This window comes from Actinospongiicola halichondriae, assembly GCF_049103745.1.
Classification (GTDB): Bacteria; Actinomycetota; Acidimicrobiia; order Acidimicrobiales; family Salinilacustritrichaceae; genus Salinilacustrithrix; species Salinilacustrithrix halichondriae.
The window spans coordinates 1,037,631-1,054,448 of record NZ_CP171622.1 but is presented as its reverse complement, the minus strand read 5'-3'; the positions used below and the strand labels follow the sequence as shown (position 1 = coordinate 1,054,448).

Here is a 16,818-nt window from a genome sequence, read left to right as displayed (position 1 = left end):
GACCCGTCACACATCGAACAGCGCGTCGACGAAGGCGTCGGGGTCGAAGTCGATGAGGTCCTCCGCCTGTTCGCCGAGGCCGACGAGCTTGATCGGCAGTCCGAGCCCACCGACCTCGGGGTCGAGGGCGATGGCGAGGGCGATCCCGCCCTTGGCCGAGCCGTCGAGCTTGGTCAGCACGACGCCCGTGCACTGGGTCGCCTCCGAGAACTGTTTGGCCTGCTGGAGCCCGTTCTGGCCGGTGGTGGCGTCGAGGACCAACAACACCTCGGTCACGTTGCCGGGGTCGCGGTCGGCGACACGCCGGACCTTGGCGAGTTCGTCCATCAGGTTGGACTTGGTGTGCAGACGCCCCGCCGTGTCGGCGAGGACGAGTTCGATGTCGCGTGCGCCGGCCTTGGCGACGGCGTCGAAGATGACCGACGACGGGTCGCCACCCTCTTCGCCGCGGTGGAAGTCGGCACCAGAGCGCTCGGCCCAGGTCTGGAGCTGTTCGGCGGCGGCGGCGCGGAAGGTGTCGCCCGCGGCCATGATCACCGACCGGCCCTCGTCGATCTGGCGCTTGCCGACCTTGCCGATGCTCGTGGTCTTGCCGACGCCGTTGACGCCGACGAAGAGCCACACGTTGGGGCCGCCGGGTTCGTGCCGCAGCGTTCGGTCGCCGGCGGCGAGCTTCGCCTTGAGCTGCGACTTGAGGGCCTCGACCAGGACCGGCGGCTCGGTGATCGCCTCGGCCTTGACCGTGGCGCGGAGCTCGTCGAGCAGCGCGGTGGTGAGCGTGACGCCGACATCGGCGCGGATCAGCGCCTCTTCGAGTTCGTCCCAGGTCTCGGCCGTGATGTCGCTGCGCGACAGGAGCGACCCGACGTAGCCGCTGAACGTGCTGCGGGCCTTCGAAAGGCGGTCGCGGAACGTCGGCTTCTCGACGGTCTCGACAACCGGCTCCGGCTCGGGGGGCGCCTCGTCGACGGCGGCCGGCGCATCGGTGGCAGCGGCATCGCCCGGTGCGTCGTCTTCACTGACGGCGGGTGGGGTGACGACTGCCGTTCGGGTCGCCGGGGGCTCGATGCCGGGCGACGACTCGGAACGTCGGCTCACGACGAGGACACCGAGGCCTCCGACGAGGACGACCAGGGCTGCGATCAGAAGGAGGATCTCCATGGGGCGGCGAGCCTACCGAGCGACCTGCCGCCCGCCGGATCCGGGCCCGTCGACGGGTGGCCTGCCGTCCGGAGGCACCCGACACCCCTCTATCGTGCGGGACGTGGAGCAGCCCGAACCCGATCAGACGAGCCCCGACGCGCCCCCGGCTGCACCACCAGCCGTGCCGCCGACGCCGTCGACCATCACGCCGCCGACGCCACCGAAGGGCGCCGCCGAGCTGCACGCGGTGACCCAGGAGGTCAAGCGGGTCATCGTCGGCCAGGACCGCGTCGTCGAGCGGTTGCTCGTCGGCCTGCTCGCACGCGGCCACCTCCTGCTCGAGGGCGTGCCCGGCCTCGCCAAGACGCTGGCCATGGAGACGCTCGCCCGCGCCGTCGGCGGCACGTTCGCCCGGATCCAGTTCACGCCCGACCTGCTGCCCGCCGACATCACGGGTACCCGCGTCTGGCGTCAGAGCGTCGAGCGCTTCGACGTGGAACTCGGCCCGGTGTTCGTCAACTTCCTGCTCGCCGACGAGATCAACCGTGCCCCGGCCAAGGTCCAGTCGGCGCTCCTCGAGGTCATGGCCGAGCACCAGGTGACGATCGGCGGCGAGACCCACCACGTCCCCGAGCCGTTCCTCGTCATGGCGACACAGAACCCGATCGAGTCCGAAGGGGTGTACCCCCTGCCCGAGGCCCAGCGCGACCGCTTCCTCATGAAGATCCTCATCGACTACCCCTCGCCCACCGAGGAGGCCGAGATCGTCCGGCGACACGGCGTGACGCCCCCGGAGGCCGGCGTGACGCTCGACGCGGAGACGTTGCTCGAACTGCAGCGCGCCGCCGACGAGGTGACCCTCGACCACGGCACCCTCCAGTACGCCGTCGATCTCGTGCATGCCACGCGGGACCCCGCCGGCTACGGCCTCCCCGACCTGGTCGACTACGTCTCCTACGGCGCGTCGCCACGAGCAACGCTCGGGCTGATCGCCGCAGGAAAGGCCCTCGCGCTCCTGCGCCAGCGGAGCTTCGTCGTCCCCCAGGACGTCTTCGACGTCGCCCCCGACGTCCTCCGTCACCGGCTCGTGCTGTCGTACGAGGCATTGGCTCAGGGCGTCGAGGTCGACCACGTGCTCGCCAGGCTCCTGTCGACCGTGCCCGCGCCCGCCGTCCCCGGTACCGCCGCGTCGGGGTTCTGACCCGGTGTCGTCCGCTCCCGCCGCCATGGAGTCCCGGACCGCGGAGATCCTGGCGCGCCTGGAGTTGACCGTGACCCGTCGCCTCGACGGCCTCCTCCACGGCGACTACCGCGGGCTGGTCCCCGGTCACGGCTCCGAATCGGGCGAGACCCGCCCCTACGTCGCCGGCGACGACGTCCGCCACATCGACTGGAACGTCTCGGCCCGCTCGACCGAGACCCATGTACGCGAGTCGATCGCCGACCGCGAGCTCGAGACCTGGCTGCTGGTCGACCGATCGGCCAGCCTCGACTTCGGGACGGCGGCCACGACCAAGGCCGAGCTCGCCGTCTCGGCCGTGGGCGCCGTGGGGTTCCTCACGGCCCGGACCGGCAACCGCCTCGGCGCCGTCGTGGTCGGCGGCGACGGCGCCCGGATCATCCCCGCCCGTCCCGGACGGAACCACCTCCTCGCGCTTCTCCACGGGCTCATCGCCACTCCCCCGTCGACGACGTCGATCGGCACGACCGAGTTGGGCGCCGCACTGCGCCATCTGGTCGTCCCACCGCGTCGTCGTGGCCTCGTCGTCGTGGTCTCCGACTTCCTGGCAGCAGACGACTGGGAGCGGCCGCTCCGTGCGCTGACGGCCCGCCACGAGGTGCTGGCGATCGAGGTCGTCGACCCCCGAGAGTTGGAACTGCCTGCGGTGGGCATGCTGACCGTCGTCGACCCCGAGACCGGCCGGGAGCGCGAGGTCCCGACCAACCGGCAGACCCGCGAGCGCTATGCAACAGCTGCGGCAGCCCAGCGTGCGGACATCGCCGCCCGGTTCCGGCGTTCCGGCGTCGGCCACCTCCAGCTGCGCACCGACCGCGACTGGGTGCTCGACATCGTCCGGTTCGTGGCGTCGCGCAAGCGCACCCGGGGCGCCCGATGAACGCCCTCTGGCCCGACGGGTTCCTGTCGCCCGACCGCCTGTACGGGTTGCTGGCGGTCATCGGAGTCGCGCTCGCGTACCTGGTCCTCGGCTTCCGACGCAGCGCCTACACCGTGAAGTTCACGAACCTCCCGCTGCTGGACACCGTCGCTCCCAAGCGACCCGGGTGGCGACGTCACGCCGCTGCCGCCGTGTTCCTGGCGGGCATCGCGTCGATGGTGGTCGCCTGGGCGCAGCCGTCCGATGCGGTCCTCGTCCCCAAGGAGCGCGCCACCGTCGTCCTCGCCATCGACACCTCGCTGTCGATGGAGGCCGCCGACATCACCCCCTCGAGGATCGAGGCGGCGAAGACCGCCGCACTGTCGTTCATCGAGGGCCTCCCCGAGCAGATCAACGTCGGTCTCGTCACCTTCGACGGGGTCGCTCGGGTCCGGGTGACACCGACGACCGACCGTCGCCCGGTGCGCTCGGCGATCGAGACCCTCGAACTCGGTCCGGCCACCGCCATCGGCGAGGCGATCTTCGCCGGCCTCGACGCCATCGAGACCGCGCCGATCGTCGATGTCGAGGGCGAACCGGTCCCGGCCACGATGGTCGTCATGACCGACGGAAAGACCACGGTCGGGCGCCCCGATGCCGACGGCGCCGCTGCTGCCGTGGAGGCCGAGATCCCGATCTCGACCATCGCGTTCGGCACCGACCGCGGGACGATCGTCATCGACGGTGAGATCCAGCCCGTCCCGGTCGAGCGGGTGGCGCTGCGGGAGATCGCCGACGGCACCGGCGGGCAGTTCTTCGAGGCCGAGTCGCTCGGCGAACTCGAGTCGGTCTACGCCGACATCGGATCGTCGATCGGCTACGACACCGAAGAGGTCGAGGTGACCGACCGCTTCGTCGGCTACGCAGTGGCCCTCCTGCTCCTCAGCACGGCACTGTCGCTGCTGTGGTTCCAGCGCATCCCGTGACGGCGATGCGCCGATCCATCGTCCTCGTGGTCCTGGTCTCCGCGCTGGCCGTCGGCGGCTGCAGCGATGACGCCGGCGGTGACCTCGCGTCGTTCTGCGCCGCGGTCGACGAGTTGGAGGCCAACGACCCCTTCGCCGACCTCGACGTCGCCTCCCCCGGTGAGATGCGGACCGCGTTCGACCAGCTCAGCGAGGGTGTCGAGCGGATCGCCGATGCTGCGCCGGACGACCTGCGGCCGAGCGCCGATCGCTACGCCGACACGGTCGATGCCCTCATCGACCACCTGCGCGGCGCCGACTTCGACCCACGCAACCTCGACACGTTGCGCTACCGCACGGCGGCGGCCGACTACGAGGAGGCTGCGGTCTCGGTCGAGAACGCTGCGACAGCGGCCTGCGACCAGGACGAAACGAGCGACGCCGGCGAGTGACACCGGCGAGACCGAAGCTACGGTGGATGCCGATGAGCATCGACGAACGCACCGAGACCGAAACGATCCCCGGCATCGTGGCGGCGATCCGCCACAGCTTCCAGAGCGGACGGACCCGCCCCATCGAGTGGCGCAAGCGTCAACTCGACGGTCTCCTGCGGGTCCTCGAGGAGGGCGGTGAGCAGCTCGTGGCCGCCATGCAGGCCGACTTCGGCAAGCCCGAGGTCGAGGCCCACGCCACCGACATCGCCTTCACCGTCACCGAGGTCAAGCACATCCGCAAGCACATGGCGAAGTGGGCCGCACCCCGCAAGGCCAAGCTCCGCATGAAGGATCGGCCCGGCGCCGGCGTCATCCATCCCGAGCCCCTCGGCGTGTCGCTCGTGATCGCCCCGTGGAACTACCCCGTGCAGTTGCTGGTCGCGCCGATGGCCGCCAGCCTCGCCGCCGGCAACGCCATCGTGGCCAAGCCGTCCGAGCTCACCCCGGAGACCTCGCGGGTGCTCTCGCAGCTGCTGCGCGCCAACCTCGACCCCGAGGCCGTGGCCGTGATCGAAGGCGGCGTCGACGTGTCGACGGCGCTCCTCGAGGAGCGCTTCGACCACATCTTCTTCACCGGCTCGACCGCGGTCGGCAAGGTGGTCGCCCGTGCCGCCGCCGAGCACCTCACCCCGATGGTCCTCGAACTCGGCGGCAAGTCGCCGGCGATCGTCACCGCCGACGCCGACGTCGACATCGCTGCCCATCGCATCGCCTGGGGCAAGTTCCTCAACGCCGGCCAGACCTGCATCGCCCCCGACTACGTGCTCGTCGACCGCTCCCGCAAGGACGCCCTCGTCGATGCGCTCGTGAGCACGATCGGCGAGTTCTACGGCGCCGATCCCTCGACGTCGGACGACTTCACCCAGATCGTGAACGACCGGCACGTCAAGCGGATCGAAGGACTGCTCGACGGCCACGGCGGCACGGTGGTGTGCGGCGGCACGGTCAACGCCGAGACCCGCAAGCTCGCTCCCACGGTGATCGTCGATCCCGATCCCGACTCCGGCCTCATGCAGGAGGAGATCTTCGGCCCCGTGCTGCCGATCATCGTGGTCGACAGCGTCGACGAGGCCATCGCGTTCGTCAACGGCCGCGACAAGCCTCTCGCCCTCTACGTCTTCTCGAAGGACGGCGACGACGCCGACGCCATCGTGGCCGACACGTCGTCCGGTGGCGTGTGCATCAACCACACGCTGTTCCACATCACCCCACCCGACCTGCCCTTCGGTGGCGTCGGACCGTCGGGACATGGCCGCTACCACGGCCAGTCCGGGTTCGACGAGCTCTCGAACCTCAAGCCGGTGCTCACCAAGCCGACCAAGCCCGAGATCTCGTTGATGTACCCGCCGTACACCGGGTTCAAGACCAAGGTGCTCAAGAAGATGGTCTAGATGGCGGACCGGTCGCGGCGGCGCCACGCAGTCATCGCGGGGCTGACGCTCGTCGGCGCGATCGCCATCGCCATCGCGTTCTGGCCCGCTCGCCAGACCGCACCCCGGGCGAGCGCGGGCGTTGCTTCCACCACCACCACTCCCTCCGCGAGCACATCGACGACCGACACCACCGGTTCGACGACGTCGACCGTCGCCACGTCGTCGACGACGCCAGACCCGCCGCCCTACCGGTCGAGCATCTCGACCGTGACCACCGAGATGCTCGGCGCCTCGTACACACCGGGACTCGGATGCACCGAACCGGGCGAGCTCCGCGCCATCGACCTCGTGCACTGGGGATATGACGGGGCCGTGCACGAGGGGCGGATCATCGTCGCCGCGACCGAAGCCGACGCCGTCGCCGCGATCTTCTCCGACCTCTACGACGCCCGCTTTCCCATCGAGCGGATCGAGCCGATCGACCGCTACGGGGCCGACGATCAGGCCTCGATGCGGGCCAACAACACCAGCGGGTACAACTGCCGCACCGTCGCCGGCACCTCCACCCTGTCGAACCACGCCCGCGGCAAGGCCATCGACGTGAATCCCCTGCACAACCCCTATGTGAAGCGGGGATCGATCGACCCGCCCGAGGGTGAACCGTGGGCCGATCGCACGGATCCCCGTCCCGGGATGATCTTCGACGCCGACGCCGTCGTCATGGCGTTCGCGGCCCGATCCTGGTCATGGGGCGGCTACTGGACCAGTGGCCAGGACTACCAGCACTTCGACACCTGACCGACCGTGCCGGTCGGCGCGGGGCTAGTTCGCGCCGACAGCAGCGGCGCCCTTCTCGGACACCACCTTCGACGATCCGCCGGGCGACATCGTGACGCCGTAGAGGACGTCGGCGGCCTCCATGGTGCGCTTCTGGTGACTCACGATGACCAACTGGGCCTCGTTGCGGAACTCGGCCACGAGATCGAGGAAGCGGTGGAGGTTCACGTCGTCGAGCGCGGCCTCGACCTCGTCCATCACGTAGAAGGGCGACGGCCGGCTGCGGAACACGGCGAAGAGGTAGGCGAGGGCGGTCAGCGAGCGCTCGCCACCAGAGAGCAGTGAGAGCTTCTTGACGTTCTTGCCCGAGGGCTTGGCCGACAGCTCGATACCGGTCTCGAGCAGGTTCTCGGGATCGGTGAGCTTGAGGCTTCCCTCGCCGCCGGGGAACAGGGTGGAGAACAGCTGGGTGAAGTTCTGCGAGACGTCGGCGAAGGCGGCGGCGAAGACGTTCACGATCTCCTCGTCGACCGCCTTGATCACCTTGCTCAGCTCACGCCGGCTGCCCTTGACGTCGTCGAGCTGGGCTTGGAGGAACTCGTGGCGCTCCTGGAGCTGCTCGTACTCCTCGAGGGCCAGCGGGTTGATGGGCCCCATCAGACGAAGCTCACGCTCGAGTTCACGGGTCCGCGCCGCCGGCGACGTGGTCTCGGGGAGTTCCGGGCACTCGGCCGCGAGCGCCTCGTCGGGTGAGATCCCCAGGTCGCGGCGCATGGTCTCGACCGACGTCTCGATCCGCAGGTTGACCTCGTTGAGGTCGATGTCGGCGCGCTGCACGCGCTCGCGGACCTCGCCGAGTTCCTTCTCGGCCGCTGCCCGCTCACGTCGCAGGCCGTCGAGCGCCGACGAAACGCTCCGCTGGGCCTCGGACTGCGCCTTGCGCTCCTCGCGCAGCACGACGAGTCGTTCCTCCGCCTTGGCGAGCGATGCGCTGCACGCACGGATCAGGCCGGCCAGGGCCGTCGCCTTCCCCTCGAGGGCTTCGCGTCGCTCCGCAGCCTCGGCCGCAGCCGCCTGGTTGCGTTCGAGACGGGAGTCGACCTCGGCCAGTCGGTTGCGCAGCGAGGTCTGGCGCTCCTCGATCTGGGCCGCACGGACCTCGAGATCGCTGCGCAGGGCGACGACGGCCGAAGCCCGCTCGTCGAGCGCGTCGCGTGCGTCGGCCATGGCCTTGGCTGCTTCCGCAGCAGCGGCTTCTTCGGCCTCGAGCGCGGGCAGTGCCGCTTCGAGCTCGGCCACTCGGGCTCGCTCGGTCTCGATCCGGGTCTCGAGCTCGGACCGCTCGTCCGACTGGCCGCCGAGGTCCTTGGTCGCTTCCGCCAGTTCCCGTTCGCCGCGCTCGAGCGCCTCGGCTGCCCGGCGCCGGGTGGCTGCGGTCTTCTCGGCCGCCTGGCGTGCTGCGGTGGCGGCGGCCTTGGCCTCGCCCAGGTGCGATCGGGCGCCGTCGCGGGCCTCGGCCGCGACGGCGACCTCGCCCACCGATGCGTCGACTCGGGCGAGCGCCTCCTCGAGGGCTGCGCCGGTGGCGCCGGTGGCGGCGTTCCCGATCCGCCACGAACCCGGACCGAACCGGGCACCGTCGTTGGTCACCACGACCGCGTCGGGGTGCGAGAGCGCCACGTCGAGACCGGCGGGCCAGTTGCCGTCGACCACCACGGCCGAGCCGATGACCGCGTCGAGGAGGTCCTCGACATCGGGGCGGTTGGAACGGACGTGACCTCGGACGGGCTCCCCCATGGGGGGCGGCGACGTGGTCGGACGATCGACGCCGAGCGCGAGGACCGCGCCGGTGGCGTCGCCGTTGACGAGGGAGGTGAACGCGGCACGGGCCGCCTCGGGTCCGTCGACCACGACGGCCGCGAGCGCGTCGGATGCGGCGGCCTCGAAGGCTGCCTCCCACCCGGCGTCGACCTCGACCAGGTCGAGCAGGGTGCCGATGACGCCGTCGATCTCGGCCAGGCGCTCCGCGCCGGCAGCGGATCGTGCGGCGTCGAGGGCTTCGGCGAGCGCATCGGCTCGGGCGATCCACGAACGACGATCGGCTTCGGCGTCGGCCAGTTCGGATGACGCGGCCTCGAGTGCGGCCTCGGCCGCGGTGTGCTCCGTGGCCAGACGCTCCTGGTCGGACTCGAGCGACGGGAGCGCCGAGTCGGCAGCAGCGATCTCCTCGCGGAGGCGGTCGACCTCGGACACGAGGCGGGCGCGCTTGTCGCTGAGGCTGCGGTTGCGGCCGTCGAAACGATCGAGTTCGGCGAGCGCTCGCTGCACCGAGTTGCGGAGTCCGGCGAGCTCGCCACGCACCTCGGCCGCTTCGCCCGAACTGCCGGCGACTCCTTCGCCCCACCGCTCCTCGAACTGGGCACGTGCTTCGGCGAGTCCGGCCTCGGCCCGACCGACCTCGTCGGCATCGGGGAGCAGCGTGGTCGCGGCCGCGTCCATCGACTCGAGCGCGCTGCGGAGGTTGGCCTGGTCGGACTCGAGCGAGGCGATCAGCTCGGCGTCGACGCTCGACTCGCGCTCCTTGGCCAGGCTCCGCTCGCGCTCCTGGAGGACCGCGGCGATGCCGCGTCCACGTTCCCGGAGTGCTTCGAACCTGGTCAGTTCGTCGCCGAGGTCGGTGCCACCGATGGCGTTGAGTTCGGCCTCGGCCTTGAGCACCGCGGTGTTGAGTTCGGCGAGGCGGGACCGAAGGGCTTCGTCGCGCTCGCCGTGGCCGGCGCGGTCACGGGTCGTGTTCTCGAGCCGGGTCCGCAGCTGCGACAGCTCGCGACCGGCGAGGAACTTGCGCAGGGCGCCCAACTCGTCGATCAGCGCACCGTGGCGACGAGCGGCGTCGGCCTGGCGTTCGAGCGGCCGCAGCCCTCGACGGACCTCACGCAGCAGGTCCTGGACCCGCGTCAGGTTGGCCTCCGTTGCGTTGAGACGCCGCTCGGCCTTCTCCTTGCGCTTGCGGTACTTGAGGACGCCGGCGGCCTCCTCGATGATCATGCGTCGGTCGGTCGCCTTGGCGTTGAGCACCGCGTCGATCTGGCCCTGGCTGATGATGACGTGCTGGGTACGACCGACGCCGGAGTCCGACAGGAGGTCGGCGATGTCGAGCAGACGACAGGGCACGCCGTTGATCGAGTACTCGGAGTCGCCCGAGCGGAAGAGCGTCCGGTTGATGGTGACCTCGGAGAACTCGATGGGGAGCATCCCGCTCGAGTTGTCGATGGTGAGGCTGACCTCGGCCCGACCCAGGGCGGCCTTCTTGTCGGTCCCCGCGAAGATGACGTCGTCCATCTTCTGCGAGCGGATCGCCGAGGGCGCCTGGGCACCGAGCACCCAGGCGATGGCGTCGACCACGTTCGACTTCCCCGACCCGTTGGGTCCGACCACGACGGTGACGCCGGGTTCGAGGCCGAGGTCAGCCGTGTCTGCGAACGACTTGAAGCCTTTGATGGTCAGGTTCTTGAGAAACACCGTTCACGACGGTAGTGCCCCACCCGGGACGGTCGATGCATCCTCGGCTGCGCTCCCGACCTGGTGCCAGGTCGTCGGTTCCCGAGGAGCGAGCGTCGCCGACGAGTCCCCGACGAGTCGGCGGAATGCTTCGGTCAACCGCGGCAGGAGCGACTCCCGAGCGATGCGCGTCGCCGCAGCCGGGGCGAGGTGCAGACCGTCGGGTCGGTCGGCGAGCGAGATCGTGCCGTCGGGGCCGGTGATGCCCGCCGTGTAGTCCCAACGCCGCACGTTCCGCGCGGCGCCGATCACGTCTGCGTCGATGCGGTTCAGGGTCGCCGCCCGAGCAGGGTCGTTGGTCGACACCGGCCCCACGCCGGGGAAGCTGGCACCGGTCAGTTCGTTGAAGGCCTCGACGTCCCACTCGACCGGCGGGAGGTCGGCCCACAGCACCGGGATGCCCAGGGCGTCGAGATCCGCCACTGCCGCACCGAGTGCGCGCCGGTACCGGGTGCGGATCTTCTCCTCCAGGATCGAGTGGACGCCCACGAGGTCGTCGAAGCGGGCATCCACCAGTTGCGCCGAACCGAGGAACACGACGATCAGGTCGGGGTCGACCTTGTCGACGGCGGCGACGCCCTGGCCGATGATGTCGTGGCACGACGTCTTCGTGACCATCCCGGCCCGGTAGATCGCCTCGGCATAGGGCAACACGGTGCAGCCGTTGTCGTTGAGGACGTAGATCTCGGCGGTGCCGTCCTGGGCCGCTGCCTTCTGCAGCCCCCGGCCGGTGAACCCTGCCGTCGAGTCACCGAGCACGAGGATCCTCGGGACCCGGACGGATGCCGGCGCCACCGGTGCCGGTGCAACGGTGGTCGAGGGGGTCGGCGGCGCTGCACCGTCGGTGACGGGCGTCGTCGGAGCCGGCGTGCTGCCGGTCGGGCGATCCGTCGGACCGCTGGTGGGAACGGTGGTCGCGATCGACGTCGACACCGTCGGCGGTTCGAGGATCCCGAGCGAGGCCAGTTCCGACTGCGGTTTCGGCACCCCGGTCACGACCGAGAAGGCGACAGTGGCCGCGATGGCCGTGCCGAGCGCGGGAACCAGGAGTCGTGGCCGGATGGCGCCGCGCCGGATCGGCATCTCGACGACGGCGGCCGATCCCACGGCCAGGACGAGCGTGACCGCCAGGCGAACCGCCAGCAGCTGGGTTCCCGCCAGTCCGGTGCGCGGCGACGTGAAGAGCACGTACACGGGCCAGTGGAAGAGGTAGGCGCCGTAGCTCACCCGTCCGAGCGCGGGCAGCCCGGGGAGCGAGAGCGCTCGGGGCACCCATCGACCGAGGACCGCCGCCACGATGAGGCCGACCCACACCACGGTGACGGCGATCAGCCCACCGTGACGGAGCAACGACTCCTCGAGGACCGCGTTCCGGAAGAGCAACACCGCGGCGATGACCGACCCGATGCCCCACACGTCTGCCAACCACGTGCGATCAGCGATGAGGTGGCACAGGTGCGGCCAGGCGATCGCGAGGCCGACGCCCACGGCGAGTTCGGCAGCGCGGGTGTCGGTGCCGAAGTACAACCGGTCGAGCCCACCACCCGAGAACAGGGTCGATGCGAGCGACAGCCCGACAACGGCCAGCACGACTCGACCGAACCAGCCGCGACGCAGCGCCACGACCGCGAGGAGTGGGAGCACGAGATAGAACTGCTCCTCGATCGCCAGCGACCAGTAGTGCTTGACGGGAGACGGCGCCACGTCGGCACCGGCGTAGGCCACGTCGGCGAACACGAAACGCCAGTTGGCCACGTTGAGAACCGCAGCGCGCAGATCGGGAGCGGCGTCCGCCATCGTGTGGATCCCCGACAGGAAGACCACGACGACGGCCAACCCGACTGCCAGGAGCGACGCCGGGACGAGCCGGCGGATGCGACGCTCCCAGAACGTGCGAAGCCGGATCGTGCCGGTCTCGTCGAACTCTGCGAGGAGCAGCCCGGCGATCAGGAAGCCGGAGAGCGTGAAGAACAGCGACACCCCCAGCCAGCCGCCCTGCGCGAGCCCCGCTTCGTGGTGGTAGAGCAACACGCCCACCAAGGCGAGCGCGCGGAGGCCGTCGAGCGCGTGCGTGTGGGCGAGCCGTCGATGGACGAGGCGTCGCTGGGGCGCGCGGGATTGGTGGAGGGCATGGACTCGTTGGCGCACAGGGAACCCGTTCAGAGAGGGATACTCGGCGAGAGAAACGCCCGATCCGTCAGTTCCTTGCGCCGTCGCTCCCGGTCAGTCCTCCAGCGCCGCGACGACCCGCTCGATCAACGGATGATCGGGCGAGAACGACGGCCCGACGGCAGTGTCGAACAACGTGCGGGCGGCGTCACGGTCGCCGCTCTCGGCGAGCACCAGCACGCGGATCGCGTCGGCCGACGGATCGACGACACCGTCAATCGCCTCGACGGCGGCTTCCGGTCGGCCGGCATCGACCAACGCCAGCGCGTGGACGATCCGGCGGCGCGGGACCGACGGCCGGGCAGCACGGGCGAACCCGGCCCACGGTTCGGCGAGCCGCGCGAGTTCCGGGTCGCCGGACAGCGATGCGGCCCACGCGGCGTCGGCGGCGAAGCCGGCTCGACCCGTGACCGTCACCCGGTCGTCGTCGATCAACTGGGCATAGGCGTCGACGACATCGGTGAACCGGCGCTGCTCGAACGAGACCACCCCACGCACCGCGAGCAGCGCCCGAGTGGTGCCGACCTCACGGAAGCCGTCGTCGACGATCTCCGACGCCTCGTCGAGGCGACCTTCGCTGCGGGCCCGATCGGCCTCGACACAGAACCATCCGCTCCGTTCCTCGGCGATCGCGTCGACATCGCCGCGCAGCAGGTCGAGCAGCGTGCGACCGTCCGACGACGGCTCGCCGAGTCGGCGGCGTCGACCCGGCCAGAGGTTCGCGAGGACCGCTGCGACGTTGAAGACGACGAGCGCCGGGATCGATACGGCGCCGCCGACGACCACGAGGACGATGTTGGCCACGACACCGGACCCGGCCACCACGGCCGATCGCCAACGGAATCCGTCCGCCGATCGCGATCCCGTCTGCACGTGCCCGCCGATCGGCAGAAGGCCGACCCGCAACTCCATGCGACCGACGCGCTCGGTCCACGAGGGACCGACGCCGATCTGGATCTCGAACACCTCGTGGCCCACCAGGCGTGCGGACGCCAGATGAGCGAGCTCGTGCGCCGCCACCGAGACGGCGAGCACGACGAACAGGGTGATCAGGTCTGACACTGCTCACAGAAGTAGGTCGGCTTGCCGCCGAACTTCGCCTTCGAGATCACGTCGCGGCAACGCCGGCACGGCTGCCCGTCGCGGGCGAACACCTGGTGGTACTCGAGGTAGCCGCCGGCGGCGCCGTGGAGGTCGTGCCACCCGTCGTCGTCCAGCGTCGTGCCCGTGTGCTTGATCGCGTCGTGCAGGATCTCGATCACGCTGCGGTACAGGCGGCGGACCTCCTGCACGGAGAGCGAGTCGGTGATGCGGTCGTAGCGCAGGCCCGAGTCGTAGAGGATCTCGTCGGCGTAGACCGGTCCGATGCCGGCGAGCTGGTCCTCGTCGTTCAAGAACGTCTTGAGCTTCATCGAGCGGCTCATGACCAGCTTGGCGAAGTCGGCCCACGGGACCGGCGTGTCGACGACGTCGAAGCCGAGCAGCTCGATCTCGTCGACGCCCTCGGCGACCTCCTCAGGCGTGAGGATCCACAGCTCACCGGTCCGCTTGGGATCGATGTAGCGGAGCTGACCGCCCTGGGTGAACGTCAACACCACGGCCGTCCCCTTGTCGAGGTCGTCCTTGGCCGGCGTCTTGCGCAGCTCGCCGTCGGCGCCCGGCTGGATGATGAACCGATCGCCGGAGTCGAGGGTGAAGATCAGGAACGTGCCGCGTCGGATGAGCGACTTGAGCTTGACCCCCTCGAGCATCTCGGCGAACTGCTTCTTGTTCGCGTGGCGCTTGATCAGCTTGGTGTCGTGGACGTCGACGGTCTTGACCTTGCGTCCGACCACCTCACGTTCGAGCTGACGGCGGATGGTCTCGACCTCGGGCAGTTCAGCCATCGGTGACGCCTCCCTGGGCGTTGCCTTCTGACCCCTGCGGGCCAGAAGCCGACCGATGGTTCGCATCGGTCGATTCGGATTCGGATTCGAGCATGACGAGCGCGGCACGTGCGGCCTGCTGCTCGGCTTGCTTCTTGGAGCGTCCGCCGCCGACGCCGAGTTCGACGCCGCCCGCGGAGACCGTGGCGGTGAACTCGCGGGCATGGTCGGGTCCGGTGGCCACGAACACGTAGCGGGCGGTGGCACCGGAGGTCGCGGCCAGGTGTTCCTGGAGGCGGCTCTTGTGGTCCTGGTTCCGGCCACCGTTGTCGATCGCCGCCTGCATGCGATCACCGAGGAGCCGGTCGACCAGATCGGACGCGGCATCGATGCCGCCGTCGAGGTATACGGCCCCGAGGACCGCTTCCATGGCGTCGGCGAGGATCGACGGCTTCTCGCGGCCGCCCGAGGCCTCCTCGCCCTTGCCGAGGCGGAGGTGGGCTCCGAGGTCGAGTTCGAGTGCGACCTCCGAGAGGCACACCGCGTTCACGACGGCCTTGCGGACATCGGTGAGTGCGCCCTCGTCGAGCGCCGCCTCCCGGCGGTACACCAGGTCGGCGACGACGAACCCCAGCACGGAGTCTCCGAGGAACTCGAGTCGTTCGTTCGACTCGTCCTCGGCATGCTCGGCGCACCAGGAACGGTGGTTGAACGCCTGGTCGAAGAGGGCCGCGTCGAGCGGCACGTAGTCGAGCCGCTCGAGCAGGAGCGCGCGGGCATCACTGCGGCGGTTGCTTCCTGCCGCAGCGGACACGGTGTGAACCCGGACCCGATCAGAGTCGCGACACGACGTAGTCGACGGCGTCGCGCACGGACTTGAGGTCCTCGAGGTCTTCGTCGTCGATGCGGAAACCGACACTGCGTTCGCCGATCTCCTCTTCGAGGGCTTCGACGAGTTCGATCAGGGCCAGCGAGTCGGCGTCGAGGTCGTCGACGAAGCTGTCGCCTTCCTTGATGGTGTCCGGCTCGATCTCGAGGATGTCGGCGAGGCGGTCACGGATGAGGTTGAGGACCTCGTCACGACTCATCTCGCCACCTTCCACGTGGGTCTCTGCGGGCACCGGCGCCTCCTGGACTCGACTTCGGCTTCGTGCCGCAGTGCTGCGGCGAGCGGTCACTGTAGCGACTTCCCCCCAAGGTCCTCGGATCGCCGCGAAAGCCCTGCAAAGTGCCTACTCTCCGTACAATCTTGCCTACGGAACGTCCAAACCCCTCGTTCTGGTGAACGATCGCGCCATCTGGTGGTCGCATTGACTCACCAGAACGGGAGACGGGTCAGGCGATGGCGGCGGTGAGTGCGCCGACGACGTCGCCGGAGACCATGTCGCGTGCGACGCGGACCGCGTTCACGACGGCGGTCTCACCCGAGGAGCCGTGGCTGATGATGCACACGCCGTCGACGCCGAGGAGCATCGCTCCGCCGGTGTTCTCCGGATCGAGCGAGGCATAGAGGGGCAACAGCTCGGGCATCAGCACATCGGCGGCGGCGCGGGTCTCGTCGTTGGCGCCGAACGCCTCGAGGAGCCGATTGACCAGCGCCTTCATCCCGCCTTCGAGCGACTTGAGGGCGACGTTGCCGGTGAAGCCGTCGGTCACGACGACGTCGACGTCGTCGGTGAGGATGTCGCGTCCCTCGACGTTGCCGATGAACGTGCCGCCCGATGCCGAGAACACGCCGTCGGCGACGAGCAACTCGTAGGTCTCCTTGCGGAGTGTGTCGCCCTTGCCGGGCTCCTCACCGATCGAGAGCAGCCCGACGCGGGGCTCCTCGATCGCGTAGCGGGCCGTGGCGTAGGCGGCGCCCATCTGCGCGAACTGCACCAGCCACTCGGGCTGGCACTCGGCGTTCGCTCCGGCGTCGAGCATCACGGTGTGCCCACCGGACGGGACCGGGAGCGGGGTGGCGATCGCCGGGCGCTTCGCACCCTTGACCCGCCCCATGCGCAACAGGGCCGACGCCATCGTCGCACCGGTGTTGCCGGCCGAGATCATGGCCGAGGCCTTGCCGTCGCGGACCGCCTCGGCGGCGCGGACGAGCGTCGAGTCCTTCATCCGACGGACGCTGGCGCCCGGGTCGGCGTCCATGGCGATGACCTCGGACGCCTCGATCAGGGGGAGATCGCCGGCGATGTCGGCAACGTCCGGGGTCCCCACGAGGACCACGTCGACATCGAGTTCCTCACGTGCCCGACGTGCACCCGCGACGATGTCGTCAGGTGACTTGTCGCCGCCGTTCGCGTCGATGGCTATGGGCAACATCTCGTACCTCCACGGAAAAGGAGTTCTGAGGCCCTGCCGAAGAAGTCCGGAGAACC

The 16,818-nt window shown here is 69.9% G+C and carries 14 protein-coding genes; 6 read left to right on the top strand and 8 right to left on the bottom strand.

Features of this window, described 5'->3' with window-relative positions; translation table 11 throughout:
* Nucleotides 1-6: 6 nt before the first annotated feature.
* Nucleotides 7-1,161: a signal recognition particle-docking protein FtsY gene (gene ftsY, locus AB8619_RS05370; protein WP_436795432.1), complete on the bottom strand. Its 1,155-nt coding sequence runs from the start codon at nt 1,159-1,161 to the stop codon at nt 7-9.
* On the opposite strand from ftsY, the gene AB8619_RS05365 reads away from it, so the two are divergent.
* The 6 genes from AB8619_RS05365 to AB8619_RS05340 are packed head-to-tail and all read left to right on the top strand — an operon-like array spanning nt 1,160 to nt 6,869.
* Nucleotides 1,160-2,344: an AAA family ATPase gene (locus AB8619_RS05365; RefSeq protein ID WP_436795431.1), complete on the top strand. Its 1,185-nt coding sequence runs from the start codon at nt 1,160-1,162 to the stop codon at nt 2,342-2,344. The genes ftsY and AB8619_RS05365 overlap by 2 nt on opposite strands.
* Nucleotides 2,345-2,369: 25 nt before the next feature.
* A complete protein-coding gene (locus tag AB8619_RS05360) occupies nt 2,370-3,260 on the top strand; it encodes a DUF58 domain-containing protein (protein ID WP_436795430.1) in 891 nt (296 codons plus the stop codon).
* Nucleotides 3,257-4,225, top strand: coding sequence for a VWA domain-containing protein (locus AB8619_RS05355; protein WP_436795429.1), 969 nt, complete (start codon nt 3,257-3,259; stop codon nt 4,223-4,225). Before AB8619_RS05360 ends, AB8619_RS05355 begins: the two co-directional genes overlap by 4 nt.
* 5 nt (nt 4,226-4,230) lie before the next feature.
* Nucleotides 4,231-4,656 carry a hypothetical protein gene (locus AB8619_RS05350; RefSeq protein WP_436795428.1) on the top strand — a complete coding sequence of 142 codons (426 nt, stop codon included), beginning with the start codon at nt 4,231-4,233 and terminating at the stop codon, nt 4,654-4,656.
* Between the two features lie 32 nt (nt 4,657-4,688).
* Nucleotides 4,689-6,089, top strand: a complete 1,401-nt coding sequence (locus AB8619_RS05345) for an aldehyde dehydrogenase family protein (RefSeq protein WP_436795427.1) — start codon at nt 4,689-4,691, stop codon at nt 6,087-6,089.
* Nucleotides 6,090-6,869, top strand: coding sequence for a M15 family metallopeptidase (locus AB8619_RS05340; protein WP_436795426.1), 780 nt, complete (start codon nt 6,090-6,092; stop codon nt 6,867-6,869).
* 24 nt (nt 6,870-6,893) lie between these two features.
* On the opposite strand, the gene smc is transcribed toward AB8619_RS05340, so the two are convergent.
* From smc to plsX, 7 genes are all read right to left on the bottom strand, one after another.
* On the bottom strand, nt 6,894-10,370 hold the full coding sequence (smc, locus tag AB8619_RS05335; protein WP_436795425.1) for a chromosome segregation protein SMC: 3,477 nt from the start codon (nt 10,368-10,370) through the stop codon (nt 6,894-6,896).
* Between the two features lie 3 nt (nt 10,371-10,373).
* Complete coding sequence (locus tag AB8619_RS05330) at nt 10,374-12,557, bottom strand: acyltransferase family protein (protein ID WP_436795424.1); 2,184 nt, start codon at nt 12,555-12,557, stop codon at nt 10,374-10,376.
* A 75-nt stretch (nt 12,558-12,632) separates the two neighbouring features.
* Entirely contained in the window at nt 12,633-13,640 is a 1,008-nt protein-coding gene (locus AB8619_RS05325) for a site-2 protease family protein (RefSeq protein WP_436795423.1), read from the bottom strand.
* Nucleotides 13,628-14,464 carry a bifunctional DNA-formamidopyrimidine glycosylase/DNA-(apurinic or apyrimidinic site) lyase gene (gene mutM, locus AB8619_RS05320; protein ID WP_436795422.1) on the bottom strand — a complete coding sequence of 279 codons (837 nt, stop codon included), beginning with the start codon at nt 14,462-14,464 and terminating at the stop codon, nt 13,628-13,630. Before mutM ends, AB8619_RS05325 begins: the two co-directional genes overlap by 13 nt.
* Nucleotides 14,457-15,257 carry a ribonuclease III gene (rnc, locus tag AB8619_RS05315; RefSeq protein ID WP_436795421.1) on the bottom strand — a complete coding sequence of 267 codons (801 nt, stop codon included), beginning with the start codon at nt 15,255-15,257 and terminating at the stop codon, nt 14,457-14,459. Before rnc ends, mutM begins: the two co-directional genes overlap by 8 nt.
* Nucleotides 15,258-15,276: 19 nt before the next feature.
* Complete coding sequence (locus tag AB8619_RS05310; RefSeq protein WP_436795420.1) at nt 15,277-15,564, bottom strand: acyl carrier protein; 288 nt, start codon at nt 15,562-15,564, stop codon at nt 15,277-15,279.
* Between the two features lie 214 nt (nt 15,565-15,778).
* The gene (plsX, locus tag AB8619_RS05305; protein WP_436795419.1) at nt 15,779-16,762 is read right to left on the bottom strand and encodes a phosphate acyltransferase PlsX; all 984 of its coding nucleotides are present in this window, start codon (nt 16,760-16,762) and stop codon (nt 15,779-15,781) included.
* Between the last annotated feature and the right edge of the window lie 56 nt (nt 16,763-16,818).